Source organism: Ectobacillus antri, from assembly GCF_003852715.1.
Taxonomy (GTDB): Bacteria; Bacillota; Bacilli; order Bacillales; family Bacillaceae_G; genus Ectobacillus; species Ectobacillus antri.
The window spans coordinates 1-26,142 of the sequence record NZ_RIAV01000022.1 but is presented as its reverse complement, the minus strand read 5'-3'; the positions used below and the strand labels follow the sequence as shown (position 1 = coordinate 26,142).

The window sequence follows — 26,142 nt, the reverse complement described above, 5'->3', positions numbered from 1 at the left end:
ATCTTGAATCAACATCGAATCACCCCTCTATTTGAGGCTGTCCAGCGGTATCGGAAATATGAATAGAAACAGCGCTGCAGCCGCAATTTTTATTGTTTTAACAGCTGTCCTCATAAAAAGGTTGAAAGCTGCCACTTACCAAAGCAAAAGAAAAGGAGTATGGTAGAGGAAAGGGGGAAAGGCACATGGCGCTTGAGATGAGAAAAACCTGCGAACGATGCCAAGAGCAGATCAGCAAGGACGCGTATATTTGCGTGTATGAATGCACGTTTTGCCAGCCGTGTACCATTACAATGGAACATATCTGCCCAAATTGCGGCGGCGAACTGGTGAGAAGACCGCGCAAGCCAATCAGTTGATTTCTGCACGGATGCGAGATAAGCTTAAGGTAAAATCTATGTATAGAGGTATATTCTATGTGGTTCTTGCTTGCAATACTTGTACTTACCATACTTGTGGTACGATTTTACCCGCCGCTTGGACGGAAAACTCGCGGTGACCATACCCGTTCTAGAAACTTTAAGGACGGCACATTTCAAAATCAAATAGAGACGACAATGCAGATGGACATCAAAACAAGTTTTGGCCTGCTTCGCGACTTCATCAAAGGCGATCCTACGCGTCGTCCGCCTGCACGCATACAAGCAGAGCGCTGGACAAAAGGGGCAGGAACACGTATCACGTGGTTCGGTCACTCCGCCTTCTTGCTAGAATTGGACGGGAAAGTGCTCCTGTTAGATCCGATGTTCGGTAAGGCGCCGACGCCGTTTCCATTTGGCAACAAGCGCTACGGCACATTGCCGGTCGAAATCGAGAATTTACCTGACATTGATGTGATTGTCCTTTCACATGATCATTATGATCATCTAGACTACGGCACAATTCAAAAGTTAAAAGGCAAAACACAGCGCTTTCTCGTCCCGCTTGGTGTGGGTGATCATTTGATAAGGTGGGGTGTAGAGCCGACGCGCATTACGGAGCATGATTGGTGGGAGGAGCTGACGGTTGCTGATATTCAATTTGTCTGTACACCAGCACGCCATTTTTCCGGCCGCAACTTATTTGACCGCAATGCCTCACTTTGGTGCTCTTGGGTCATTCGCGGACATGACGCATCTATTTTCTTTAGCGGTGACAGCGGCTATGGCCCGCATTTTAAAGAAATTGGCGCCAAGTACGGTCCATTTGATGTAACGCTTATGGAATGCGGACAGTATGATGCGCGCTGGGCCGGTATTCATATGGTGCCGGAAGAAACGGTGCAAGCGCATATGGACGTAGGCGGTAAGGTGCTCATGCCCATTCACTGGGGCGGCTTTACGCTGTCGCTACACAGCTGGACTGACCCAATCGAACGCGCCACGGCAGCTGCACGGCAGCACGGCGTAAGCATCACAACACCAAAAATCGGACAAACGGTTATTGTTGATGAGACGTATCCGAATGAAGTGTGGTGGAAATAGACGCATTTGCGTCTTTTTTTTGTTGGGCGAGCACTTCGAGCTGTTGTTTAGATTTTTTCCAAGCGACCGGAAAATACGCTTCAATTAGTTTCATGGCTATCTCGTCAAACTCATACTGCTCCTCAATGAGGACCCACGTTTTCGAAGCGAGAAAATCAGACCAAGACAGCTTGCGGAACTCTTTGCGCTTCATCGCTTTAAACACCCAGCGCTTCACTGTTTTTCGGCCTTTATCAGTTAATTTTGCATCTTTTACCAGTACGAACGGTATAGTGCGTTTATACACTTTACTTAAGTCTTTTTGCTTTGCGGCCAGCATGAGTAAATTTGCTGTATTTATCGCATCAGACAAAGCACGATGCTGCTCGCCTTCCCAGATAAGGCCGAGCTGTTCGGTTGCAAGCTTTAAGTTTGGCTGCTGCGGGAACACCTCTTCATAGGCATTAAAAATAAAGCGTTGTAAATCAAAACGCTGCTTCATCGGAAAAGATAAGCCATATTTTCTACAATCAGCCTCCATAAAGGCATAATCCTCTTTGCCCCATGTTACAAATATCACATCCTCACCAACAAACTTACGAAAACGTGCCAGTACTTGCGGAAAGCGCTCTGCCCCTTTTACATCATCCTTGGTAATGCCGGTCAGCTTTGTGGTGTGCCGTGAAATGGAGGCATTTGGCTTTACGAAGGAAGAAAATGTATCCATCACTTTCATAGAAGCGGCCTCTATCTTCACGGCGCCGATGTCAATAATATCGGACGGTGCATCCGACTCGTACGGCCGGAAGTTACGTTCAATATCCATTACGATAAAAAATTCCATTGTATATACCTCTTTTTGTTTACTGATGTAGACTCTCACATAACCAGGATTGACTCACAGAATGCGACATAAAAACAACATGAACACCTTTGGATGTAGCTGTACGAGATGTTTATGTGAAAAATCGGGTATCTGTATTGTACCATTGCCACGGCGCTTTGTTTACCGTATAATAGAAGAACATACGTTTGTTTAGGAGGGATACCATGAAGCAATGGACAAGAGAAATAACAATTTCTGCCCCAATTGAAACAGTATGGCGCTTATTTGAGCCTGAACATTTACATAAAATTATGCCGCAGGTCGTTTCACATATTCCGGTTACAGTGACGGAAGAAGAGGTAGGGAGTATCTACCGCCAGCAATATAAAGAAGGAAGCCGCGTGCAGGAATATGATGTAGAAACGTTAGCGTATGAAAACAAACCACATTTCAAAAGGCTTAAAGTCGGCTTTACGCTAGCGAACATGTTTGAAATTACTGCGCAATACGATTTAGAAAAAATGGATGTAAACACAACAAAGTTCACATATACAGCGACCAATAAGCCATTAAAATGGTTTGTACGACTTATGCTATTTTTTGCGAGCGAAACTGTTGTCACTGCGTTCACAGAGCGCGTCAAGCAGGTGGCGGAAGCTGAGTCCAAGCAGTAGCCTAGCACCGCACTCAGCAAGAAAGAGACCGTTAATCGGCGTTTGCTGGGGCGGTCTTTTTTGTAGTAACCGTCAGTAGCGTTATCGCCACCACAACATGCTTTGCCAACAATATGTTTTCCGCTGTTTCCTTATCCTTGTGTTATCAAGACGCCACGCTCCTCAATGGCATTGGTAAGTTTACACATTACCACCGTCATCCCGCCTTTACATGTGCCAAGGCGCATGCAACAATCCTGGTAAAAAGAAACTAAAAAACGCATGAGTAGCGCTCAGGTGGTAAAAGATACAGTCTTGTGTTAAACGGTCGGCTCCATTTTTCTTGTTAGCATATTCTCTTTTACTAAGAACATGCACGTTATATAATAGAACAAAAAGGGAGAGAGATTATGTACATACCTAAATCGTTTCGTATCACGGAGCAGCGTGAAATGTATGATATCATTCATGCGTACAGCTTTGCAGTCATGTTTTCCACACATGCTGATAAGCCGGTAGCAACGCATTTACCACTGCTTCTTGATGAGGAAAACAATTGCCTGCGCGGTCATATCGCCCGCGGTAATCCGCAGTGGCGGGAGCTTGACGGTCAAGAAGTACTTGTTGTATTCCAAGGGCCGCACTGCTATATTTCACCGTCATGGTACGAAACACAAGATACAGTTCCGACATGGAATTATCTTGCCGTGCATGTGTATGGTACGTTTACCATCGTCGAAGACAACGAGCGCATCCAAAGCGGACTTGCGGCACTCGTTGACAAGTACGAGACAGGTGACTACCATTTTCATAACGTACCAACAGACTACATAGAAGATCTGAAAAAGGGCATCGTCAACTTCGAAATCCCTATTACATCTATAGAAGGAAAAGCAAAGCTCAGCCAAAATCACTCATCGGAGCGAAAGCAGCGCGTAATTGCGGCACTCGAGGAAATACCGCGCGAAAATGAACAAACTATTGCCGCGCACATGAAAAAATTGCAAAACTGACAGATATACTGCCGCAAGGCACCGTACAATCACAATATATAACTAGCCCGTACGGAGGAATCTACATTGTTTAAAACAACGAGAATATTATCAACAATTACCATTCTTATTGTTATTATTCTATCCATCTTTGTTCCTATGAAAGGTGCCCAGCGATGCGTCTTTTTCACCATCAGCGTATTCTTTTGGCTTATCCTGCAAATATTAGCGGTGGTGATGGAAAAGAGGATGCGGAATTCGTAAAAGCCATGCGTCGCATGGCTCTTTTACATTTGTAGGTAGCGGCGCATGAAATAACGAAATGGCTGAAATATCTCTAAAAGTGACCGGATTATATACAAAAGTGGCTGAAATAACTCTGAAAGTGACCGGAATATCCTCAAAAGTAGCCGAAATCCATGAAAAGATGCTGTAGCGGCAGGAGTTATATTCCGAACGGCTTGTCATAGTTTACTTGCAAAAGGCTTGTTAAATGGACTGGATAACGAAAAAATATGGACAAACGTAGATTGTGCAACGTGGGATGAAATGCTGGAGTTTACAGAGGGCTCGTTACCAAGCGGATGGCTTCGAACAGAGTCACACACACTTGCCACTTTTGGATGAATGGTGCACACAAGCGATATTATCGGGTGATGAAGGAGTTTGTTGAAAGGATAAACGATAGGTAGTGATACAAGGAACAAAGAGAGAATAACGTGTTATCCTCGATACAAATGCCGCATACACTAAAATCAGTGCAATGCACCAGTAACCATTTGTTTTATGTGACATATATACTGCCGCAATCTCTGTTACGCTTTTAGTGAACATACTTCTAACGAAGGGCAGGAGAGGCTATGCGTATATGGAAAAGCAAGTCACTTTGGGGAGCAATTGGAGCTGTCGCACTTTCATCGGGTATCGCTTATCAACTTGGCACCATTCCGGCCGATGTAAAAGTAAAAGACGCCACATTTACGTACGAAGAATTACTTACAGATACAGCTGCAAAAGAAAAGACACTCGCTAGTTTGAAACAAGAAGTTACGAAAACAACGGATAAACTAGAAGGACTTAATATCGAATGGAAGCAGCGTGAAAAGGAATTTGCAGATGCCAAAGCATTAGTGGCGAGTAAAGCGAGCTTAGAAGCTGAAATTACCGCAAAACAAAATGAAGTGAGCGGCAAAGCGGCGGAACTCACGAAGCTTGCAAGTGAAGTCGAGGCCAAGCAAGCCGAACTTCAAAAACTGACAGACGGCATCACGCTTAAAAAGCAGGAGCCGAAAAAATTAGGGGCCGGCACATGGTACGCTGGCAAAGATATCCCCGCAGGACGCTACAAAATCACTGGTAACAGTAACTTTGTCACATTCAGCGCATCTGGCAAATTAAAAGTAAACACCATCCTCGGTAGCCAGTGGGGCATAGAAAGCTACGTCGCCGACCTCGCAGACGGTGACATTATCGAAACGCACGGCGGTGCAACATTTCAAGCAATCGAATAGCAAAAGAGAGCCGAGTCATCGGCTCTTTTTTGTGCGGTCGCCAGATTATCTTTGAAACTCGCTAGATTCACTTTTTCCTACCTCAGTATGGTGGCGAATTTTCTTTTAAAAATATAAATTGACATAACATGACGATTTTGTACTTCAAATAAGAAAGAACTGGCAAGAATATGCGTCATCATAGGATAAAGATTGTATATCTCTTCATTTGAGGTAACATGCTTATTTTTATACATACCATTGGGAATAATATCAATTTTTTTGTTTCGACAAAATTCGATAATGAAACTTCATAAAAATCTGTAAAATAAATTTTATAATATATTGATATAGTAAGAGATATTGTTAGAATGAGGTGAAATAATGAGCGCGGGTAAGATTGAGCGTTTGTTTCAGTATTTAATTGCAGTGAATGATTTGGGAAGCAAGGTAATCCGCAGATATAGCGAGTATGATTTTACTTTCAGGACCGACAGATAAAGGAAGCGGAAAATTGTCGACATTCATCCATTTGAATTTGCAACCTGTGTCCAAATGGCCCAGCAACTCATTCGTCAGGGATATGTATACTACAAAGACTTGCCAAACCGCATAGAGGAGCTTATGCGCATTCGCGGTCTAGGCGCCAAAACAGCGGAAAACATCTACCACCACATTATGCAAAGAGTACAATACGAAAAACAATGGGAAGTACTTGATGCATCTTTGCTGTCGTATTACAACTGGTTTGTGGAATACATTACTGATGAACCAGGCGTGTTGATTAACCAAGGAATCGGGTTCATGTCTCCTTTTTTGTTCGGATGTAAATTTATGTTAGTGAATTTGCTCATCTATATTTGAAACCAATAAAAAATGTTGTAATGATAATTTTGTTTATAAAAAGGAGGAATAACATGAGTTTAGAAACAAAAATAAATGCGTTATCAAAAAAAATCGACAAAATGATTCAAACTGGCTTTTGGTATGGATTTGTAGTTGGAATGTATCCAAGTCAATTTGCTTACAAGTCAATGAATGTCGATTTTAACTCTTGGAGAAAGGTGAGAGAAGTTAATCTGTACTATCATATTCCATTTTGCAAATGGAAATGTTCTTACTGCACTTTCTTTATGACTCTTAATCATGATGATGAGCTCTCTGCTAAGTATATAGATAAAGTAAATGAACATTTTCACTTTATCAATTCTTATTTTGAAAAGCCTATGATTGTAAAATCTATTTGTTTTGGTGGAGGAACTCCAAATAGCATCCCTGTTGATTTATACGAAAAAATATTCGATACCTTACGAAAGGGAAATGTTATCTTCCATGAAGATTTAGAGCCTTCGATGGAAATATCCCCAGAGATTATTGACGAGCCGTATATCAAACGATTGGCAGATATAGGAATTAAGCGGGTAAGTCTTGGGGTTCAAAGTTTAAAAGAGGAACTAAGAAATAGTATCAACCGTAAGGAAAACTTAAACATCTATGATATTGTTGATATTTTAAGGAAATACAACATGAATATTAATTTCGATGTCATGTATGGATTGGAAGGACAAACAGAAGAAACTTTCATGGATACGTTAAAGGAATTGGTAAAATTAGCTCCCGAAACCTTCTCTGTATATCCATTAGCGGGTTCAAAGAGTAGTATGTTTAAAAAGAAGGATAATTTAATGACCACGAAAGAAAAATACCAACTATTTGACGTATTTTATGATTATTTGACCAATAATGGTTACGATTGTGAATCTCACGTTAAATTTATAAAGAAAAATCAACATTCAACACACCAACAAAAAATCTATGAATACCAAGGAACTCCAACTTTAGGATTAGGTTGTGGTGCAAGAAGTTACAATGAACAAGTGCATTACACAACAGCGTATACCAAAAATGGTCTTATTGCTCGTAATTTTATAGACGAATATATCGAAAAAGATTATAAAGACCTTCAATTATATGGGTTTGAAATGAACGAAGATGAAAACAAACGAAGAACAATGATTTATGCCTTCTTTATGGGAAAACTTGACCGAAAAATTTATTTCGAAAAATACGGTACAGATGCATTGAAAGATTTTCCTGTAGAGCTTGGTGCTTTGCTTCAAAATGATTTAATTGAGATTGCAGACAATGAAATCTCTCTTACAAGAAAAGGTCGAAAATACACAGATTTAGTGGGTTCAATTTTTTGGAGTGAACGTGTTGAAAACATGTATTCTCCAATATAATCAATGAGGTAAGGTAAACAAATAAAACAGGAGGTTTTTTTATGTATCCTAATTATCGAATTTCTGTTGAAATCATTTTGTTGCATGAGGGCAAAGTTCTTTTGACCAAACGTGCAGAACATTGTAAGGTTGCCCCGAATGTCTGGAATGTTCCTGCAGGAAAAATAAAATATGAGGAAATTCCTACTGAGGGTTTGTATCGAGAAGCAAAAGAGGAAATCAATTTAGATGTGGAATTGCTGGAAGAACTATCAGTTAGAAATTTAAAAAGTAAAAGTGAAGATGAAGATATCTATCGAGTTGTTTTTACGTATCTTGTTAAACCTAAAAACAATGATATTTCTTCACTCACACTGAATGATGAACACTCTGAGTTATCTTGGATTACCAAAGAAGAACTCAACAATCCAAGATATGGAACGCTTCACGATGATATACGAAATATTCTTTTAACGAAAGTGTTTAAGTAAAGATGAATGAAGTATATGTCGTAAAGCTGGAAACTTCTATTCAAGAGGAACGACTCTTAGAGTTCGTTTCTCTTGTCAGAAGAAAAGAAATTCAGCAATTTTCACTTCAAGCCGAACGAATAAGGAAACTTGTTGGACAATTACTTCTTCAATTTATTTTACAAAACAAAAAAGGGATATTTCTATCTCCCTTACATTTTATTCGAAATGATTGGGGAAAACCTTGTATTTGGGGTCTTGAGGGTATTCATTTTAACATTTCTCATTCTCAGGATTATGTTGTTTGTGGAATTAGCTCTCTTCCAATTGGAATAGATGTAGAGTTGATTAGGGAAATAAATACAAATATTTCTAATCGTTTTTTTTCTATCGAAGAAGTTGAATACATCAATATGAAAAATGGAGCTGAACGATTAGAGCGCTTTTTTCAAATTTGGACAAGAAAAGAAAGCTATGTCAAAGCAGTTGGAAAAGGATTAATGATTCCATTTAATCATTTTAGTGTAGCTCCTATGAGAGGTTCTCAGATCTGCGACCCAAACGGGTTTACCTATTATATAAAAGATTATCATTTGGAAGAAAAATACAAATTATCCGTATGTTCTCAAAGTTGTGAGTTTTCCAATGATGTAAAGTTTATAACAATAAAAGAAATAATGGAAGGCTTACAAATCAAAATCTCTTAACAAAAGAACGAGGATGTCTATGTATATTGGAGATATTTTAACAAAGTGGAAAGATAGTAATAAAATAGCAATAAAACAAAAAAACCGTTCAATTTGCTATTCAGAGTTATATAAAAAAGCAACTCTTGTTTCAAGAAAAATACAAAAATCAAAAAAACTAAATATTGGTATCTGTTTACCTAACTCGATTGAGTATGCCATAGCTTATTTTGGAATTACTTTAGCGAAAAAATGTATTGTGCCAATTCCAATCGAGTTTACGATAAAGGAAATTCAAGACACTATTTTACATTGTGAATTAAATGTAATTATTACTAATCTCACCAATTTAGAAAAACTTAAACCATTAAAAATGGCTTTGTCACAATCGATTGTGATTCTAACCATAGAAGAACTTTTAAGTAAAAATAAGAATTCGGAACAAGAAAACAGTGTTTCTTTGACTTCTAAATCCAGTAAACATGACGTTGCTATTATGTTATATACGTCTGGAACGACAAATACTCCTAAACGGGTTATGCTAACCCACCATAATTTAATTACCAATATTAAATCAAACATTTTATCTTTAGGTTTTAACCAAGAGGATATTTCCTTGATTATTCTTCCTATGTATTTTGGATATTGTAATACTGCTCAATTTCTCACTCATCTATATGTAGGTGCAACCGTTGTTATTAATGAACCTCCTTTTACTCCACAATCGCTTTTAAGCACAATTCAAAAGGAGAAAATTACAAATTTCACAGCGGTTCCAAGTATATTGGTTATGTTAATGCGATTTAAAAGAAAAGACCAATATGATTTGTCTTCTCTAAAAAAGGTTTGCTTTGGAGGGGGAATTATTACAGAAGAAACCATTAAAAGTTTAATCGAAACATTTCCAACTGTTGGATTTGTTCATACGTATGGTCAAACCGAAGCATCGCCTCGATTAACCTGTTTACTTCCCCATGACTCACTTAGAAAAATAGGTTCAGTAGGAAAACCGATTCCTTTCGTTAAAGTGAAAGTGGTAGATGAAGACGGGAACGAAAAGAAAGCAGGAGAATGTGGAGAAGTTATTGCATTCGGTGAAAACATCATGAAAGGGTACTATAAAAACGAAGAAGCAACTCGAAAAACAATCAGAAATGGATGGCTTTACACAGGTGACATTGGAAAGTTTGATGAGGAAGGGTATCTATATATTGTTGGAAGAAAGAAAAACATTATTATAAGTGGGGGAATCAATATATCCCCAGAAGAAATAGAAAAAGTGTTTTTGAATCATCCATTAGTAAAAGAAATGTATGTAACAAGTGAATCAGATGAACTTTTGGGAGAAGCTGTCATTGCAAAAGTAGTTCCTTCCAGTTCAATATCAAACACTGAAATAGAAAAAATATTGAAAGATTTCTGCAGAGAAAACCTTTCTTCTTTTAAAATTCCGAAAAGAATCGACATTGTTTCCTCATTAGATAAAACCTATACAGGAAAAATTAAAAGAAATCATGACGAAAGGGGATAGCAAGAGTGTTTGAAAAACTGAAAGAGATTGTTGTTCAAAACGCAAAAAATAAGGGAGATGAAATAGAATTAACAGAAAATACCGATCTATTGAAAGACCTTGGTTATCAATCAATTAATGTCGTTCAGCTAATGGCAGACCTTGAAGAACATTTTGATTTTGTCTTTGAAGATGATGAAATTGACTTTGACGTAATTTGTAATTTTGGGAAATTGAGCAAATTTATTCAGATGAAAGTAGAAACAAATGTGGCTAATAATAAGAACTCTTAAATGAGTTCTTGAGCGTGTCGCAAAACTCATCTTCATGCAGAAAATGTACATAAAAAAGTCCGCTTCCTAACATCCTATGATAGACACCAATCCAACATAGAAAGGAAGACGGACTATCATTATGGTGACCAAAAATGCTCATACACATACGCATGTTTTACAAACTTTCTTTCATTACATTGACAGCCTTAATCTCACAGAAACCGTTCGGAACACAGGACGGCCTTCTCTGTGCCGGAAAGCATTCTTGAAAAGCTTCTTTCTCAAAACATACTTCCGATTGGATTCGTTGCGAAAACTGGTCCGCTATCTGCGAGAATTTCCTTATTTCCAACATCTCTGCGGCTTTCCCACTCTTCCTCATCTTGCCACGTTTGCCCGAGTGGCAGCTTGGTTTCGGGAAGAAGGATACGAGGAGATTCATACGGAAACGCTTCATCGCTTAGGACTTCAGCACGGCATGCTAGCCGTCATTGACAGTACAGCTCTGAGAAGTAGTCTCTATGATTCACAAGCTGCTTATGGAAAGTCTACCCGTCTTCATATGTTCAAAGGCTACAAGCTTCATTTGTATGTATCCGTTGAAGGGGTTGCACTCACGTATGCTTTTGTTCCGGCAAACCGTCATGACAGTGCGATTGCTCCAGCGTTGCTTCGTACTTCTGAAGATCTTGGGCTAGAAGTTGCCTGTGTACTTGGCGATGCTATCTATGACAGTCGCGAAATTCGAGAAACAGCTGATTCATTAGGGATTCAGATGCTAACAGCGATCAATAAACGAAATGGTGTGAGAAAAGATGGATACGGCCGCGTGATGTCAGATTTCTTACAAACAGCGATGGGTGCAGCCATTTTCAACCTACGAAATCAGATTGAACGCTTGTTTCATACTTTAAAAGATAAAGGGCTAGAATGCCCCCGTATGTTCGGGTATAATCGGTATCATTTTCATGTTCAGCTTGTCTTACTTATGCATAATATTGGATATTTATTGTAGTTTTGCGACACGCTCTTCTTATTATTAAGAAAGGAGCATTCCTGTTAGAAGGTTTTTCGGGGACTTGAACAAAAAGAGCCCTCTTGGTATGATGCGGGGTGTCAAATTCGGCCGAATTGACCCCTAACCTAGAACCAAGGAGGACTCCCTATGGATTTTACTCAAAATATCAAAATAAATCAAGTCACCGAAGCCACTCTTGTGATTGGGATGGATATTGCCAAACGAACTCATTATGCAAGTTTGACAGATGTACGCGGCCGCATACTCCAAAAGGCATTTCCTGTATCACAGTCCAGAACTGGCTTTGAAACCTTCTATCAACGCGTGCTGGAAGCCATGAAGGAGTTTGGTAAGACAGATGTCATCGTAGGCATCGAGCCTACCGGCCACTATTGGCTGAACCTGGCCTACTTCCTTGCGGAACGAGGCATACCGCTGGTCATGGTCAACCCCATGCACGTAAAGCGTTCTAAAGAATTAGATGATAACCTGCCGACGAAACACGACGCGAAGGATGCCCTCACCATTGCCCGTTTGGTAAAGGATGGCCGTTTTAGCTATCCTCGCATTTTGACCGGCATGGAGGCAGAACTCCGCGTAGGTGCTACGCTGCGGAGTCAACTGGTGGAAGAACAGGGTGCGGTGCGAAACAAGCTCATTCGTTGGCTCGATCGCTATTTCCCCGAGTTTAGCACGGTGTTTCCTACCTTCGGTAAAACGGCTCTGGCTGCCTTGGAGTGCACACCGTTTCCGCATGAACTCGTCACATCGACGACGGAGGACCTCTTACATCTGTACCGACAGGTAGAAGGCGTAAAGTCTCCCCAACGGCCGAAGGTGGCAAAGCTGGCTGAAGTCGCCCGTATCTCAATTGGCGTAACAGAAGGACTTGTGATGGCCCGTATCGAGATTGCCACATTGGTTCGCCGTTACCGTCAGTTGGAGAGAGAAATTGCCACGCTGAGCGACCAGCTGACAGAGCTCGTCAGAACCTCAGTTGAGTACGAGTGGCTGTCGACTGTCCCAGGACTGGGAGACGCCACTGTTGTAGAATTACTGTCTGAAGTGGGGAGTTTCTCTCACTACCAGCACCCACGCCAACTACTGAAGCTTGCGGGGCTTACGCTGCGTGAAAACTCTTCCGGACAGCACAAAGGACAAAAGCGCATTTCCAAGCGGGGAAGAAAGCACTTGCGCGCTCTTCTCTTCCGCGTCATGATGCCAATGATACGCCATAACGAAGCATTTCGTCAGTTACATGAGTATTACACGACACGGGCTCAAAACCCGTTGCGTAAGAAGCAGTCTATTGTAGTACTGTGCGGCAAGCTCCTCAAGATGCTCCACACGCTCAGTACAAAGCATGTGGCCTTTGACGCCCAGCGTATGGTGAAGGACATTCCAAGACTCGGAGAGGCAGTCTAACGCCCGTTCCCACCATTCCCTAGACAACAGGATGACACGGAGAAGTTGGCCATATACACACCATCAGACCTTGAGTCTCTAAAGGAGCTTCGTCAACCTCTGCCTTATGACTAGACCGAACGAAGGAATGTAGGCACTTGATGCCCAGAGACATGGGAGGGTACGTCATCATAAGCTGCGCAGAGATCCACAGTGCATCACATATCTATCCCCCACCACCAAATTTACCCAGTGGTGGCCGCGCAGCGCATCCAAGCTCTGTCATAGTTTCACATATCTAAAAAATATTGTTAATTACACGTGTCGAAAAATATTTTTTGACACCCCACGGAGGGCTCAAACCCTTGGTACATCAACATTTATAGAGGGAGAGATATGTTTGAAAAATAGTCCAATAATCTTATTGAATAATAATAAAAATGAAACTGAAACAAAACAATTTTTACAGTATATTCCATTAGTGTTGGTTGGATTAGGACCTCATTCTAAACGAATCTATATTCATTATTTAATCAAACGTGGGTTGGCTCCCAAAATAATCATTGAATTATCTTCTAAGAAACAAGATGTTGAAACATTTTTAAAACAAAAGGGATTAAATGATACTTTAGTTTATTACGTAGATGATTCCGTTAAATACAGTGAAGTATTGCCCGAAAAGGTTCAATCCGAATTAAAAAACATCTTGTCGGAAAACCTCATTACCCACGCCATTATTTCTACAGAGCCAAAAGCTCACTTTTCCTATATCCAATTTTTTTTACAATCGGATATTCACACATTGGTAGACAAACCAATCACTTCGCCTGTAGATGTTGCGAATAATGAAATAATGGCAAATAAAATATTAGATGATTATAACACTATAATAAATATTTACAAAGAAAAGAAAAAGAAGGGGGTAAACTGTCAAGTTCAATGCCAACGAAGATGGCATGAAGGATATTTATTTATACGCAATTTGTTAAAAGAAACAATTTCTAAATATCATATACATATCACTTCTATGGAGGTATATCATTGCGATGGAATGTGGAATATGCCCGATGAATTTTTATTTAGAGAAAACCATCCTTATAAATATGGTTATGGGAAGTTATTTCATAGCGGGTATCATTTTTTCGACTTAATGAGTTGGATGATTTCACTGAATAACATTATTGAAGAAAAGAAAATGGATAGTGCTGAATTATATTCAACAGTGGTAAGACCAAATCACTTTTTTGAAATTATTAATAAAGAGGATTACAGCCGTTTGTTTGGAACAAATAAATTTGACAACTTATTTGATAATAAAACAGAACTAAATTTAGACAGTTTTGGAGAAATTGATTGTTATAGTTTAATTCAGTTCAATAAAGCTCAAACACCAATTTCGATATGTAGTATAAACCTTATTCAAAATGGATTTTCCCGTCGTTCTTGGATTGATCTCCCAGAAGACACCTATAAAGGTAACGGAAGAGTTCGTCATGAGAGAGTAAATATACAAGTAGGACCATTAATGAATGTACAAGTTCACAGTTATCAATCTGCAGAGATTAGGGATAGAGGCTTATTCAACCATAATGATGTAGGAGCATTAGAGCATTTTGATATTTATATTTTCCGAAATGTCGATTTAATTGGTGGAAAGCCTTTTGAAAAAATTTCTATCGATGATATTGTGAAGGAGCAATCCTTCTCTTTTATTGGCTACAATGAACGAGCAAGAGAAAATTGTTTGATGGATTTCTTGAACAATGTTACAACTCATTCAGATATATTAGACCATGAAATGACAATCAAACTTCTCTCAAACACCTATTCATCTATTGTCAAACGCAAACAAAAAGAAAATCCTATCGTTCAATTTGGTTTGTAAAGGAGTAGGAACAAATGATAAATGAAGTATTTTTTAATGAAAAAAAAGATAAAATTTATTCAGCCCTGAAACACGCAATGGAAAACGTTTCATATTATCGTGAAAATTGGAGTTTCGAATTACCTTCAATAGAAAAATTTGATTATTCCTTTTTCCAAAAATATGTACCGATTTTAGAAAAAGATGAGGTTAGAACCCATAATGACCAATTTATTTCTTCCAGATACGACAAAAAAGAACTTACATTTGATGTAACAAGTGGAACAACAGGAAATCCTCTCATTTGCTACAAGTCTAAAAAGGAAAGGTTAAAAAGAGCAAATGAACTTTGGAAGCAACGAAAACACTTTGTTCCATACCTATCAGTGAATGATAAATTTGCTCGTTTCTATGCTTTTCGTATGAATGAAGAACATTTAATCATTAACAAAGTATTGTACAGAGATAATGAACTTCATATCCCTCTTTTCGATTATAGTGAAAATAGAATAGAAGAATATTTAAGTGAATTATCTCAATTTCAACCAAGATGGATACATGGACCGTCTACAGCTATTTTTAATTTAGCTAAACATGCAAAATCGAAAAAAATAAATGATCTAAAAATTGAATTCATAGAACTTAACGGAGAATTTGTTACAGATGCCCAACTATCTTTAATTAAAGAAGTCTTTCGGTGTAAAGTAGCTAATCATTACGGAAGCAGAGAATTTTGGGCAATGGCTTTTAGTTGCGAAGAAGGTCATTTACATGTATTAGAACAAAGCCTTTTCATTGAGTCTATATATAATGAATCTTTGCAAGATTATGAACTGATTGTCACTTCTCTGAGCAACGCTTCATGGCCATTGATTCGATACAGAATCGGGGACATAGGAACAATTGAAAGAAGTAGTTGTAAATCTCACCCATCTTCTTATGTACTTCATCTAAAGAAAGGAAGAAAAGCTGATTACTTTACACTTGCAGGAAACAAATATATCAATGCTATTACATTCTCTGGCATTATACGAGGAATTAGCAATATCAAAGGTTGTTCAGTGGTTTATCAATACCAAGTCGTTAAAACAGCAGAAAACGAATTAATCATAAAGTTATGTATGAATCAAGAATGCATTAAGAGTATACAATTATTTATTGACCGATTGGAAGCAGAAATTCGAAAAATAATAGGAAATGAAATCGTTCTTCACTTTAAGATAGTCGATTCTATTCAGCCAGACCCAAAAACGGGTAAATGCAGAGACTTTATAGACGAAACAAGAAAGGGGTAAAATAAAATATGAAAGGGCATTATTGGAATGAAGTAAGTTTAATTGAATTATTGGAAAAGAAATTTCAACAATACCAAGACCAAACAGCGGTTATATATGAAGGAAATAGCCTGACGTATCAATCCTTAAATAATAGGGCTAATCACTTGGCAAAAACATTAAGGAATAAAGGAATTGCTCCAAATGATATTGTGGCAATTTGTGCTGAACGGTCTCTCGATTTATTGGTTGGAATCCTTGCGATCATGAAAGCAGGAGGCGTTTATCTACCAATAGAATCAACCACTCCTTTAGAAAGAGTAGAATACATGGTAAAAAACAGCAAAGCAAAGTTGTTTCTCACGTATAAAAAATATCAAGAAAAAACACCTTCCTTCATTCCAATTATTTTTTTAGACGAAGAAAAGGGCAATGAAGAAGAATGTGAAAACCTTCGTTCTCGTATATCGCCCAATGACTCGCTATTTGCTATTTACACATCAGGAACAACAGGTCTTCCAAAGGGAACAATATTAAGAAATAATTCGTTTATAAATCTGCTCGAATGGTATACCAAGGAGATTAAATTAGACAAGAGTGAAACCACGCTGGTCTATACTCCTGTTAGTTTTGATGCTACACAGAAAAGTATTTTTTCAGCATTATTAACAGGCGGAAGATTATTGTTGGCATCTTCTGATCCTTATGAACCATCGGTTTTATTGAAATATATTCAGGATTATCAAGTAAACCATATTATTGCTACGCCAAGTTCTTTTTATCCTATTTTGTATCTGTCCGAAAAAGAAAAATTTAAACCTTTGCGAAGTTTAAGGATTTTGTCTTTAAATGGAGAAACTACTAATGTAAAGAACTTAAAAAATTGGTTGGGTTCTTATTATTGCCATGCAACGGTTTACAATCTTTACGGTCCATCGGAATGCACAGATATTTCTATCGCAAGAAAATTTAATTCATATGCGTTTCTCCAAGACGATGAAGGAACTATTATCGGAAAACCTATTCCTAATGTAAATGCCTATGTATTAAATAAGAATCATCAATTAGCCGATATAGGAGAAATTGGTGAGTTGTATCTTGGTGGAATCTGTGTAGGAAACGGTTATTTCGACAAGTCATTGAATGAAGGCAAGTTTATCCAGAATCCGTTCAAGGAAAATGAAATTATATATAAAACGGGAGATTTGGTGCGAATTTTAAAAGACGGAAACCTTCAATATATTGGAAGATTGGATAGCCAGGTGAAATTAAGAGGTCAACGAGTTGAATTAGAGGAAATAGAAAACATAGCACTTCTCTATCCAGGGATTCTCCAATGTTCGATTACTTTTGATTCTGATAAAAATTGTTTGACACTCTACTATTTTTCAAAAGAAATTTTAAATCCAGAAGAAATTCGCTCATTTTTAAGAAAAAAACTTCCTGGTTATAGCGTTCCATCGTTTTTGTATCAAGTGTCGAAGATACCATTGAACAAAAACGGAAAAGTTGACCGAAAATCTTTACACCAATATAATCTTGTTAAGACTGACATAAAAAAGGAAGAAGAGTGGAGCGAATTAGAATTAAAAATTAAAGAAGTATGGAAGGCATTGATTTATACGGATATAAAAAAAGACGATATATTCTTTCATGTTGGTGGTGATTCTTTAAGCGCATATGCTATTCTTAATGATCTATATGATACATTTAAAGTAAGAATTACAATGAAAGAGTTTTATGAAAATCCTACAGTATTAGGACTTTCGAAGCTAATCAAAGAAAAGATGTCACAAGATCATTTTGAAGAGTTTGAGAAAAACTTACAACAAACAGGAGTCAATGTTGTTCGGAAAGTATCTGAGTTAGATTTACAACAAATAAAGTTAAAATGTCAGGAGATTAATCAAAACCTATTTCAAACAGTGATTAACTCGAACATTAAACATAAATATCCGTTTCCGTATTTCCGAAAAAACAAAAACGGTTTTAAAGGGAAAAAATCTGATATTTACCATTTTGTTCATGAAATTTTCTTGGATAACACATCCATACAAGAGATTCAAATGATGTTCAATAAACTTTTAGAAAGTCAATCTCTTCTTCGAACGACATTACAAGAAAATGGAAAAGGATTTATTTGTAATGAGTATTCATACTCTCATGCGAATATAAACTCTATTGACCTTACGGATTACAATGAAGAATCTCAAAAGAAAATAGAGAAATTCCTATTGAATGAGATGAGAGATTCGATTAATCAAAATTGGGCAAATCCTCAATTGTATTATCGGGTGTGTTTACTAAAAATCAATGATACAAAACATAAACTGCTGTTTGTGTTTGAACATCTTATTTCAGATACAGAAACAGGAAGGATTTTGAACGCCTATTTTAAATCACCAGGTTCTGATTCTTATATTATTCAAACCGATGATTTTAGACTTTTTTTGGAAAAAATCTATAGATTAAACAAAAATGAAAAATTGACAAAGTACAAGAACTCATCTCAATATCGTTCTCTTCGTGACGAAATTGATATCTTTTATCAGAAAAATCCATCTTATACAAGAGGGAACCCGATAATATTGTCAAGTACACAAATATTGGAAATTGATATGCGAACGATTGATAGGAAAGTTGGAAATATTCCTATTCATTATTTCTTCTATATTTGCACAAATTTATTAAGTATTGCGTTCAAATTAAAGAAAATTCCAATGAGAATTTTTGTAAATAAAAGAAATTATGAAAAACTCAATTTCTATAATACTATCGGTGATTTTTCAGAAACAATTCCTGTAGTCTATGATGCAAAATTGCAAAGCGGAGAACTATATTATCAGCAATACAAAGACAATAACGACTATCTAACCAATAATCAAATAGCTTTAAAAAGTTTCAGAGATGATTCTGAAATCTTCAATGTTATTTATTTGAGTTGCCCATTTACGTACAACTTTTTAGGAGAACTAACAGATGAAGAAGATAGGTATTACAAGGAAAATGCCTCTAATTTTCACAGTCTGTCATATCCAATATTAGGTTATTATAAAGAAAATCAAATGACTATTATTATTAATAATGGATTAAAAACGAAGGATTTGGAAAAGTTTGAACAATTCCTACGGTCATTAAAAATTTCCTATAAACTTACTAACAAGGAGGGAATGAAGAGTGAGTAAACATGTTATGGTTTTTGGGGGATTTCCTCTTCTTCATGAAAAATTAGTTAATATGGGAGCAAGTTTAACAATTTTGACAACAACAGATAAGATTAAAGGACATTATCCTAAATTATACAAGAGAGTGGTAACTTTAGAAAAAGGAGCCAAGAGAGAAGATTGGATTGAAATGGCAAAAGCTATTGATAAAATCGAAAAAGTGGAGACTATAGGGGCTTTTCAGGATTATCTACAAAAAGAAGCTTCTTGGGTTGCAGAAGCATTAAATATTCCGTTTGATAATACAGTGGATGTTGTAAAGTTGGTTGAAAATAAAAATTTAATGAGAGACAGATTGATAGCATTTGGTGTAGATAAAATCAAAAACACTCTTATCCATAATATTGAAGAAGCTCTTTCTTTTGTATCAAAAGTTTCTTATCCAGTAATCCTCAAACCGACTGATTCCACTGGAAGCTCAGGAATCTATAAGATTGAGGACGAAAAAGAATTGAGAGAAAAAATTTCCCACTTTCAATCAAAATTCCCACATTTACAGATGTGCTTAGAGGAATTTATTGATGGGGAAGAATATAGCGTGGAGGCTTTTTCTAAAAACGGAAATCATTATATTTATGGAATCACAAAAAAATACAAGGAACCAGAACGATTTGTTGAGATTGGTCATACTGTTCCCGCTAATCTACCTTTTGCAAAAGAAAAAGAAATCAAGTCTTTTGTGGAAAACGTCTTAACTTGTTTAGGGGTAATGAATGGTCCAACGCATACAGAAATTATGGTAAGTGAAAATGGAATTCATGTTATTGAAACCCACACTCGGCTGGGTGGAGATATGATTCCTGAATTATATGCTTATTCAGTAAATAATAAAGTTGATATTTTAGATTTAGTAACACGACATACTTTACAGGAAAATGTAATGGATCAATTTGTAGAACAGTTAAAAGGAGAAAAAGAAGTGTTTGCTTCTATCTACTATAAAATTTCTGAAAAATCAGGTGTAGTAAAAAGAATCTCAGGGTTGTCGGAAGCAAAAGAAAAAGACGGGGTAAAAGAACTTCAATTGTTTGTGAAAGAAGGAGATGAAGTGACAGATTTGCAAAATTCCTTTTCACGACTTGGATTTGCTATTGCAACTGGAGGAACTGCGGAAGAATCGCTCCAACGAGCAAAAGAAGCAATTAATTCAATAGAATTGGAGATTCAATAGTGAAGCGTTTATTAAATCCTCTAAACGACTTTATGACTTTATCCCGTAACTCTAAATTTCTTTTGTTGTCTGTTTTAATTTCTAATATTGGAAATGGCATTCAATTATTGACTGTTGGAAAAGTTCTGTATGATAAAACAGGTTCGCTAGGAGCGTTTGGGTTTGTAATATTGTCCGAACAGCTAATCAAATTTATTCTACAATTATTTTCGGGTTCCTACGTAGATAGTAGGAATCCGAGAAATGTCATTATCGCATCTGATGCGATAAGAGGAATTATTTTGCTGTTATTATTGTTCTGTTTTTGGAGTAATGATTGGATGATAATTGGATTAATTGTCACAACATTAGTAATAAACACAGTAAAACCTTTCTACAATGCCAGTTTATTTGCTGTATCCAGTAGAATTGAAGAAGGGGATGAATTGCTAAAACTAAATATTGTGTTCGGAACCTTTCTTCAAATAGGTCAACTTTTAGGAAGTGGCATTGCCAGTATCGTATTAATGTGGTTGAATCCGTTATGGGGCGTTTTTATTAATGCTTTAACATTTTTACTTTCTGCGTTTTTCCTTAATTGTATTACTAAAATCGACGTTCATCATGGGAAGGAGAATCAAAAGAAAAAAATTACCCTCACTTTTTTTCTTCAAGATTGGAAGGAATTTATCAAAAAATTGAGACACAAACAAGCATTATTTGTTCTGGTTTTACTATCATGCGGAGATTTTTTTATGGTAAATGTGATTAACCTCTTAACCATTCCTATTATTAACAATAAATTAAGTGGGCATTATAACTGGCTGTTTTTATTGGATGGAGGCTTTGCTTTGGGAGCCAGTGTATTTAGTCTATATGTATATAAAATTAAGCAAAAAATAGGGGTTTATAGAACTATTCTGCTTTCAATTTTGATTCAAGCTACCTCTTTTGCTTTAATTTCTGTGACTTACTCTCTAATTATTATGACTATACTCTTTATCTTATTAGGAGCTACTAATGCTTCTTCTATTTCACTTTCTATGACTTTAACACAACAATTTAGCGAAAAAGAAATAAAAGGGAAGGTGTCCTCATTGAGACAATTAGCTTTGTCCATTATTCTGCTTTTCAGTATTCCTTTCATTGAGAAGCTGTACAAAATTAATTTAAATGCAACATTCCTATTAAGTAGTGGCATTCTTTTCTTGTTTTTCTTGGGACACCTTTTAAACAAGTCTCTTATTTTCAATTCAAGAGAATTTAATAATTTAAAAACAAATGAATAGGAGTGACAATGAAAATGATTGATACCCATGCTCATATGGATAATATATTTTATTTGCGTGACCAAGATAAAGTAATAAATAATGCGATAGAAAAAGGAATTGAACAAATTATTACAATTGGGATAAATGTCGAGTCATCTAAACAATCCATACAGTTAGCAGAAAAATATCCACAAATTTATGCGAGTGTTGGCATTCACCCCCAATGTGTAAATCAACTTTTAGATGAAAGTGTGTTAAATGAGATTGAACAATTTGCCAAACACCCCAAAGTAGTGGCAATTGGGGAGGCGGGACTTGACCACAAATATGGTCAAGCAAACGATGAATTTGCCCGTCGTATTTTTATAGGACAAATTCAAATTGCCAAAAAAAGAGATCTCCCTATTGTCGTTCATAGTTGGCTATCCCATAATGAAGTAATAGAAATTTTAACAAAAGAAGGTATTCCACGTTCAGGAGGGATCATTCATTGTTTCGATGAAGATTGGGAGACAGCTAAAAAATATTTATCATTAGGAATGTATGTATCTCTATCAGGAATTTGTACCTATAAGGAAAATAGTTTTTTATTAGAAGTAATAGAAAAAATTCCAATTGAAAAATTGCTTCTCGAAACAGATAGTCCATATATTTCTCCCGAACCTAACAGGACTAAACGAAACAATCCAAGTAGAGTATTAGATGTTGCTAAATTCGTTTCAGAAGTTAGAAAAGAACCTTTTGAATATATTAAGGAAAAAGTAACCGAAAACGCAAGAAAAATCTTTAAAATATAAACGTCAGCATCAGAAAAGGTTTCTTTTTTTTGTTTTTAATTCTTTTTAGGACGATAAGCGATATATCTCCTGCCAATAGGGGGAAGAGATGTGTTGCTATTTTTTATTTTTCCTATAAAAAATTTGAATACAAATAATTTATTTGATACGTCAAAAGAAGCACTAATGGCTTTGGTGTTAAAACAACATGGAGGAATTTTGGTTCCAATAATTATTGAAGAAGTAAACATGAAAAATGAAGAAATGCTGGAATATGAAGAAGGCATGATGGAGTTTTGCAAGTATACACTCTTGATTTTAAACCGAGTTCGTAATGACTTAAAGGTGATCGTTCGAAAAAATACAATGACAAGGATAAGGATAAGTTCATCATTATCTATAAGATCTATAAAGAAAAATACCGTCACAGAAGCCATTGAGCTTTCTGATTGCATAACAGATCCATTTTATCGAAAAATGTAAGCCCGTATTCAAACGAAGCCTATAAAAATATCTGCACCTCCTGTACTATAAACGTATCAATATAAGGAGGTGCTTTTTCTATGCCGCAACAAAAATTAAAGATCGTCCCCGTTATATTACATGGCGAAAACGAAACAACTTCTGTAACCCATTCATCAGCAGGGCCTTCCTCTTATCCTGCTTGCACAATTAAAACAGGTCATAGAATAACGAATGTAATGCGCATGCTCTAAAGCTTTCAATAAGCTTTCACGATAAGACTTTGTATACGTTTCATTAACCGTTTGCTTCATCACATCCTGATACGTTACGATCTTCTCCAATACGTTCTCCTCTCAAAGTCTTAAAATTTAATCGTTCATATTTCCTTAATAAAGCGGTCATTTGTGATGAAGCACAGGCGATTAAAAACCCTACAACAGCTGCATCTAAAGTTATAAAAGCGATGAAGGCAAGATTTCGATTAGCTTTAACAGGAACACCAGTTGAAAACAGTTTGAATGAGTTATGGTCCATTATGGATTTTGTGCAACCTGGTCTTTTAGGAAGTTTAAGTCAGTTTAAGCAAGAATTTGTTAATAAGTTTGAAGGTACAGAAACAGATATAGAAGAGAAGCTGACGGCACGTATTTCAAAAGTGTATAAACGTCGGACTAAAACTGGAGAACTTGGAGATCAGTTGCCGTCTAAAACAATTGCTGTCAGAGAAATTCCAATGGGACAAATCCAATTAGAACTTTATAAAGAAGTTATAACGTTAGTAAAACAAAAAATGCTAAGTGGATTGGAAGCTATTCAAAAATTAAAATCCCTTTCTTCACATCCAGCGCTATTAAATGAAAAGTATATGAATCTAACACCTCAAGACGTTCCAAAATTAAAAGAAACACTGCAAATCATAGAAGAGGTGCGTCAAAAAGGGGAAAAAGTCTTAATTTTTACAGAGTATATACAGATGCAAAATTTACTGCGCAAATATATTCGAGAACAGTTCGATATAAATCCGATGATAATAAATGGAGTGACAAATAGAAGACAGCAGGTTGTGGATATGTTCAATCAGAATTCCGGGTTTGACGTAATGATTTTATCGCCAAAGGCAGCGGGTACAGGTTTAACAATAACTTCTGCCAACCATGTTATTCATTATACAAGATGGTGGAATCCAGCGGTTGAAAACCAGGCGACTGACCGTGTTTATCGAATAGGACAAAACAAACCTGTAACGGTTTATTATCCAATTGTTATCGATAAACAAGGTGTATTAAAGGAAGGAACGGTAGAGCAAATTGTACACCGAATTTTAGAGGAAAAGCAGTCATTGGCTTCGAGTGTAATTGTACCGAGTAAGAATTTGAGAATAGAAGAGGAAATTTTAAAAGGATTTGCATTGAATTAAAAATAAAAAAATTCATATCTATGATTGCACTATGGACTACCAGAAAGTTATTAAATATAGTTGAAAGAGAGGAAGAGTAGAATTTCTCTTTTTATATACTATATATGTAACTTTTATACTGAACCCATAAGAAACCGGACAGCCTGTAAGTTATAATAAAAAATAGAAGAAAGGTGCTGTCATCTGGGTGAATCTACCTGAAGCCTAATAACTGTGAATCCTATTTCACAAGCAGAAGAGAAGGGCATGCGTTCTTCTCTTCTTTTTTATATTAAGCCACCAATTCTTTTTATAGTGACAATCATACTACCTGATTTCCCCTTATAATGAAACAAACAAAGTGATAAAGCGAGGTGCTTCCATGAGCAAAATAAGCAATTGCCTGCGCATGATTGAGCTCCTTCATGCGCGCGGTAAGATGAAAATTAGCGAACTAGCGCAGGAGCTAGATGTCAAAGAACGAATGGTGCGCAATTATAAAGAAGATCTAGAAAAGGCGGGTATTTATGTAGAAGGCGAGAAGGGAAGGGATGGCGGGTATTCCTTATCGCAGGCTTCTTTCTTCCCGACAAGAAAGCTACAGGAGTCTGAACTCAGTGCTCTCATTTTTGCGGTGCAGCAGCTGCTTGCAAAAGAAGTCGCACAGGCAGAAACGGCACAGGTTGCACTAGATAAACTGCGTGCCGCACAGCGCAAGGAGCAGGAGCAGAATCGCTATATTCATTTTGTGCAGCGCTCAAAGCCAAACCGCCTGCAGTCCGGCGAGAGTAAAAAGTACATGCAGCTGCAGGAAGCGCTCGCAAGCAGGCGTAAGGTCCAAATTGTTTATCGTAATTCTTCTTCCTATAAGAAACGAATCATTTGTCCCTATGGATTTGTATACTATAATGATTTCTTTTATTGCGCAGCTTTTTGTGAATCTAAACAAGAACTGCGAACGTTTAAGGTTGTTAGAATAGAGCAAGTAGACGTATTACAGGAGCGCTATACCATCCCAGCCACCTTCGATATTCGTAAGGAGTGGCCAAGTCTAGGCATCATGCGAAATGAAGTGTTGCATGTCAAGCTGCATATTTCTCCTCCATTTTCTCAATCCGTTCCCGAATCGATTTGGGGTGAAAATCAAAGCGTACAGTATAACGACGATGGCAGTATTTTGTTTGAAGCTGTCATGAAGGGGCGACAATCAGTAAAAAAGTGGATTTTAAGCATGGGAGCAAGTGTTAGTGTAATAGAACCGATAGAATTGAAAGAGGAGATTATCGAGGAGCATATGAAGGTGTTAAGAGCGTATGGGATTGTTGTAAAGGAAACTTAAATGTATAAAAATTCCTTTTTGTGAAACGGTTTTTTTATGTTCAATATGATATTAAACCTTTCAACTTTAACTTCCCTCCGAAAGAAGTCTCCTACTTCTAAACGTGAAGGTGCGCCAGCACCAGTGAAAGTGGGAGATGAATTTCGGTTAGGCGTAGCCTAAAGTTGTCTCTTTTTTTGTACTATGATATAATCAGTCTTAGATAAAAGAAAGGTTGTTATATCAATGGAATCAGACAATAATAATCATTCAGTGTTCTTGTTGTATTATCATCTTGTTCTGGTCGTAAAATATCGCAGAAAAGTGATTGACGATGCCATATCTGACTACGCGAAAGATATGTTTGTACGATTAGGTGAAAATTACAATATTTCCTTAGTCGAATGGAATCACGA

At 36.9% G+C, this 26,142-nt stretch carries 25 protein-coding genes; 24 read left to right on the top strand and 1 reads right to left on the bottom strand.

Annotated features, from left to right (window positions below; translation table 11 throughout):
* The first annotated feature begins 185 nt into the window (after positions 1 to 185).
* Together EEJ45_RS15235 and EEJ45_RS15230 are read left to right on the top strand one after the other, a co-directional pair.
* Complete coding sequence (locus EEJ45_RS15235) at positions 186 to 359, top strand: DUF1272 domain-containing protein (RefSeq protein ID WP_124565665.1); 174 nt, start codon at positions 186 to 188, stop codon at positions 357 to 359.
* 57 nt (positions 360 to 416) lie between these two features.
* Positions 417 to 1,463: an MBL fold metallo-hydrolase gene (locus tag EEJ45_RS15230; RefSeq protein WP_124565664.1), complete on the top strand. Its 1,047-nt coding sequence runs from the start codon at positions 417 to 419 to the stop codon at positions 1,461 to 1,463.
* Here the strand turns inward: EEJ45_RS15230 and EEJ45_RS15225 are convergent.
* Positions 1,420 to 2,286, bottom strand: a complete 867-nt coding sequence (locus EEJ45_RS15225) for an exonuclease (protein ID WP_124565663.1) — start codon at positions 2,284 to 2,286, stop codon at positions 1,420 to 1,422. The two genes, EEJ45_RS15230 and EEJ45_RS15225, sit on opposite strands and share 44 nt — an antisense overlap.
* A 206-nt stretch (positions 2,287 to 2,492) precedes the next feature.
* On the opposite strand from EEJ45_RS15225, the gene EEJ45_RS15220 reads away from it, so the two are divergent.
* The 22 genes from EEJ45_RS15220 to EEJ45_RS15120 all read left to right on the top strand — a co-directional run.
* Complete coding sequence (locus tag EEJ45_RS15220) at positions 2,493 to 2,942, top strand: SRPBCC family protein (RefSeq protein WP_124565662.1); 450 nt, start codon at positions 2,493 to 2,495, stop codon at positions 2,940 to 2,942.
* Positions 2,943 to 3,331: 389 nt separating this feature from the next.
* Positions 3,332 to 3,934 carry an FMN-binding negative transcriptional regulator gene (locus EEJ45_RS15215; RefSeq protein ID WP_124565661.1) on the top strand — a complete coding sequence of 201 codons (603 nt, stop codon included), beginning with the start codon at positions 3,332 to 3,334 and terminating at the stop codon, positions 3,932 to 3,934.
* 155 nt (positions 3,935 to 4,089) lie between these two features.
* Positions 4,090 to 4,212, top strand: coding sequence for a hypothetical protein (locus EEJ45_RS18890; protein ID WP_281274465.1), 123 nt, complete (start codon positions 4,090 to 4,092; stop codon positions 4,210 to 4,212).
* Positions 4,213 to 4,773: 561 nt separating this feature from the next.
* A complete protein-coding gene (locus tag EEJ45_RS15210) occupies positions 4,774 to 5,424 on the top strand; it encodes a hypothetical protein (protein ID WP_124565660.1) in 651 nt (216 codons plus the stop codon).
* Positions 5,425 to 5,958: 534 nt separating this feature from the next.
* Positions 5,959 to 6,267, top strand: coding sequence for a hypothetical protein (locus EEJ45_RS15205; RefSeq protein ID WP_164464300.1), 309 nt, complete (start codon positions 5,959 to 5,961; stop codon positions 6,265 to 6,267).
* Positions 6,268 to 6,320: 53 nt separating this feature from the next.
* On the top strand, positions 6,321 to 7,646 hold the full coding sequence (locus EEJ45_RS15200; RefSeq protein ID WP_164464304.1) for a coproporphyrinogen-III oxidase family protein: 1,326 nt from the start codon (positions 6,321 to 6,323) through the stop codon (positions 7,644 to 7,646).
* Between the two features lie 41 nt (positions 7,647 to 7,687).
* Positions 7,688 to 8,116 carry an NUDIX domain-containing protein gene (locus EEJ45_RS15195; RefSeq protein ID WP_124565657.1) on the top strand — a complete coding sequence of 143 codons (429 nt, stop codon included), beginning with the start codon at positions 7,688 to 7,690 and terminating at the stop codon, positions 8,114 to 8,116.
* A gap of 2 nt (positions 8,117 to 8,118) precedes the next feature.
* The gene (locus tag EEJ45_RS15190; RefSeq protein WP_124565656.1) at positions 8,119 to 8,802 is read left to right on the top strand and encodes a 4'-phosphopantetheinyl transferase family protein; all 684 of its coding nucleotides are present in this window, start codon (positions 8,119 to 8,121) and stop codon (positions 8,800 to 8,802) included.
* A gap of 19 nt (positions 8,803 to 8,821) precedes the next feature.
* On the top strand, positions 8,822 to 10,312 hold the full coding sequence (locus EEJ45_RS15185; RefSeq protein ID WP_164464303.1) for a class I adenylate-forming enzyme family protein: 1,491 nt from the start codon (positions 8,822 to 8,824) through the stop codon (positions 10,310 to 10,312).
* Positions 10,313 to 10,317: 5 nt separating this feature from the next.
* On the top strand, positions 10,318 to 10,584 hold the full coding sequence (locus tag EEJ45_RS15180; RefSeq protein ID WP_164464302.1) for an acyl carrier protein: 267 nt from the start codon (positions 10,318 to 10,320) through the stop codon (positions 10,582 to 10,584).
* Between the two features lie 121 nt (positions 10,585 to 10,705).
* The gene (locus EEJ45_RS15175; protein ID WP_124565653.1) at positions 10,706 to 11,581 is read left to right on the top strand and encodes a transposase; all 876 of its coding nucleotides are present in this window, start codon (positions 10,706 to 10,708) and stop codon (positions 11,579 to 11,581) included.
* 150 nt (positions 11,582 to 11,731) lie between these two features.
* Positions 11,732 to 13,009 carry an IS110 family RNA-guided transposase gene (locus tag EEJ45_RS15170; protein ID WP_124565652.1) on the top strand — a complete coding sequence of 426 codons (1,278 nt, stop codon included), beginning with the start codon at positions 11,732 to 11,734 and terminating at the stop codon, positions 13,007 to 13,009.
* A 379-nt stretch (positions 13,010 to 13,388) separates the two neighbouring features.
* Positions 13,389 to 14,873 (top strand): Gfo/Idh/MocA family oxidoreductase, encoded by a 1,485-nt coding sequence (locus EEJ45_RS15165; protein ID WP_164464301.1) that lies wholly within the window; start codon positions 13,389 to 13,391, stop codon positions 14,871 to 14,873.
* A 14-nt stretch (positions 14,874 to 14,887) separates the two neighbouring features.
* Positions 14,888 to 16,147: a phenylacetate--CoA ligase family protein gene (locus tag EEJ45_RS15160; protein ID WP_124565650.1), complete on the top strand. Its 1,260-nt coding sequence runs from the start codon at positions 14,888 to 14,890 to the stop codon at positions 16,145 to 16,147.
* Positions 16,148 to 16,155: 8 nt separating this feature from the next.
* The gene (locus EEJ45_RS15155) at positions 16,156 to 19,311 is read left to right on the top strand and encodes a non-ribosomal peptide synthetase (RefSeq protein WP_124565649.1); all 3,156 of its coding nucleotides are present in this window, start codon (positions 16,156 to 16,158) and stop codon (positions 19,309 to 19,311) included.
* Positions 19,304 to 20,521, top strand: coding sequence for an ATP-grasp domain-containing protein (locus EEJ45_RS15150; RefSeq protein WP_124565648.1), 1,218 nt, complete (start codon positions 19,304 to 19,306; stop codon positions 20,519 to 20,521). The genes EEJ45_RS15155 and EEJ45_RS15150 overlap by 8 nt, the downstream gene beginning before the upstream one ends.
* A complete protein-coding gene (locus EEJ45_RS15145) occupies positions 20,521 to 21,789 on the top strand; it encodes an MFS transporter (protein WP_124565647.1) in 1,269 nt (422 codons plus the stop codon). The genes EEJ45_RS15150 and EEJ45_RS15145 overlap by 1 nt, the downstream gene beginning before the upstream one ends.
* Positions 21,790 to 21,797: 8 nt before the next feature.
* A complete protein-coding gene (locus EEJ45_RS15140) occupies positions 21,798 to 22,568 on the top strand; it encodes a TatD family hydrolase (RefSeq protein ID WP_124565646.1) in 771 nt (256 codons plus the stop codon).
* Between the two features lie 90 nt (positions 22,569 to 22,658).
* Complete coding sequence (locus EEJ45_RS15135; protein ID WP_124565645.1) at positions 22,659 to 23,030, top strand: hypothetical protein; 372 nt, start codon at positions 22,659 to 22,661, stop codon at positions 23,028 to 23,030.
* A 322-nt stretch (positions 23,031 to 23,352) separates the two neighbouring features.
* Positions 23,353 to 24,429 carry a DEAD/DEAH box helicase gene (locus EEJ45_RS15130; protein ID WP_342769380.1) on the top strand — a complete coding sequence of 359 codons (1,077 nt, stop codon included), beginning with the start codon at positions 23,353 to 23,355 and terminating at the stop codon, positions 24,427 to 24,429.
* 361 nt (positions 24,430 to 24,790) lie between these two features.
* Entirely contained in the window at positions 24,791 to 25,747 is a 957-nt protein-coding gene (locus tag EEJ45_RS15125) for a helix-turn-helix transcriptional regulator (RefSeq protein ID WP_124565643.1), read from the top strand.
* Between the two features lie 225 nt (positions 25,748 to 25,972).
* On the top strand, positions 25,973 to 26,142 hold a 170-nt coding region (locus EEJ45_RS15120), incomplete at its 3' end, for a transposase (RefSeq protein WP_187695362.1).

Coding starts and splice junctions, on each gene's coding strand:
- EEJ45_RS15235 (WP_124565665.1), top strand. CDS start 186: ATGGCGCTTGAGATGAGAAAAACCTGCGAACGATGCCAAGAGCAGATC.
- EEJ45_RS15230 (WP_124565664.1), top strand. CDS start 417: ATGTGGTTCTTGCTTGCAATACTTGTACTTACCATACTTGTGGTACGA.
- EEJ45_RS15225 (WP_124565663.1), bottom strand. CDS start 2,286: ATGGAATTTTTTATCGTAATGGATATTGAACGTAACTTCCGGCCGTAC.
- EEJ45_RS15220 (WP_124565662.1), top strand. CDS start 2,493: ATGAAGCAATGGACAAGAGAAATAACAATTTCTGCCCCAATTGAAACA.
- EEJ45_RS15215 (WP_124565661.1), top strand. CDS start 3,332: ATGTACATACCTAAATCGTTTCGTATCACGGAGCAGCGTGAAATGTAT.
- EEJ45_RS18890 (WP_281274465.1), top strand. CDS start 4,090: ATGCGTCTTTTTCACCATCAGCGTATTCTTTTGGCTTATCCTGCAAAT.
- EEJ45_RS15210 (WP_124565660.1), top strand. CDS start 4,774: ATGCGTATATGGAAAAGCAAGTCACTTTGGGGAGCAATTGGAGCTGTC.
- EEJ45_RS15205 (WP_164464300.1), top strand. CDS start 5,959: ATGGCCCAGCAACTCATTCGTCAGGGATATGTATACTACAAAGACTTG.
- EEJ45_RS15200 (WP_164464304.1), top strand. CDS start 6,321: ATGAGTTTAGAAACAAAAATAAATGCGTTATCAAAAAAAATCGACAAA.
- EEJ45_RS15195 (WP_124565657.1), top strand. CDS start 7,688: ATGTATCCTAATTATCGAATTTCTGTTGAAATCATTTTGTTGCATGAG.
- EEJ45_RS15190 (WP_124565656.1), top strand. CDS start 8,119: ATGAATGAAGTATATGTCGTAAAGCTGGAAACTTCTATTCAAGAGGAA.
- EEJ45_RS15185 (WP_164464303.1), top strand. CDS start 8,822: ATGTATATTGGAGATATTTTAACAAAGTGGAAAGATAGTAATAAAATA.
- EEJ45_RS15175 (WP_124565653.1), top strand. CDS start 10,706: ATGGTGACCAAAAATGCTCATACACATACGCATGTTTTACAAACTTTC.
- EEJ45_RS15170 (WP_124565652.1), top strand. CDS start 11,732: ATGGATTTTACTCAAAATATCAAAATAAATCAAGTCACCGAAGCCACT.
- EEJ45_RS15160 (WP_124565650.1), top strand. CDS start 14,888: ATGATAAATGAAGTATTTTTTAATGAAAAAAAAGATAAAATTTATTCA.
- EEJ45_RS15155 (WP_124565649.1), top strand. CDS start 16,156: ATGAAAGGGCATTATTGGAATGAAGTAAGTTTAATTGAATTATTGGAA.
- EEJ45_RS15140 (WP_124565646.1), top strand. CDS start 21,798: ATGAAAATGATTGATACCCATGCTCATATGGATAATATATTTTATTTG.
- EEJ45_RS15125 (WP_124565643.1), top strand. CDS start 24,791: ATGAGCAAAATAAGCAATTGCCTGCGCATGATTGAGCTCCTTCATGCG.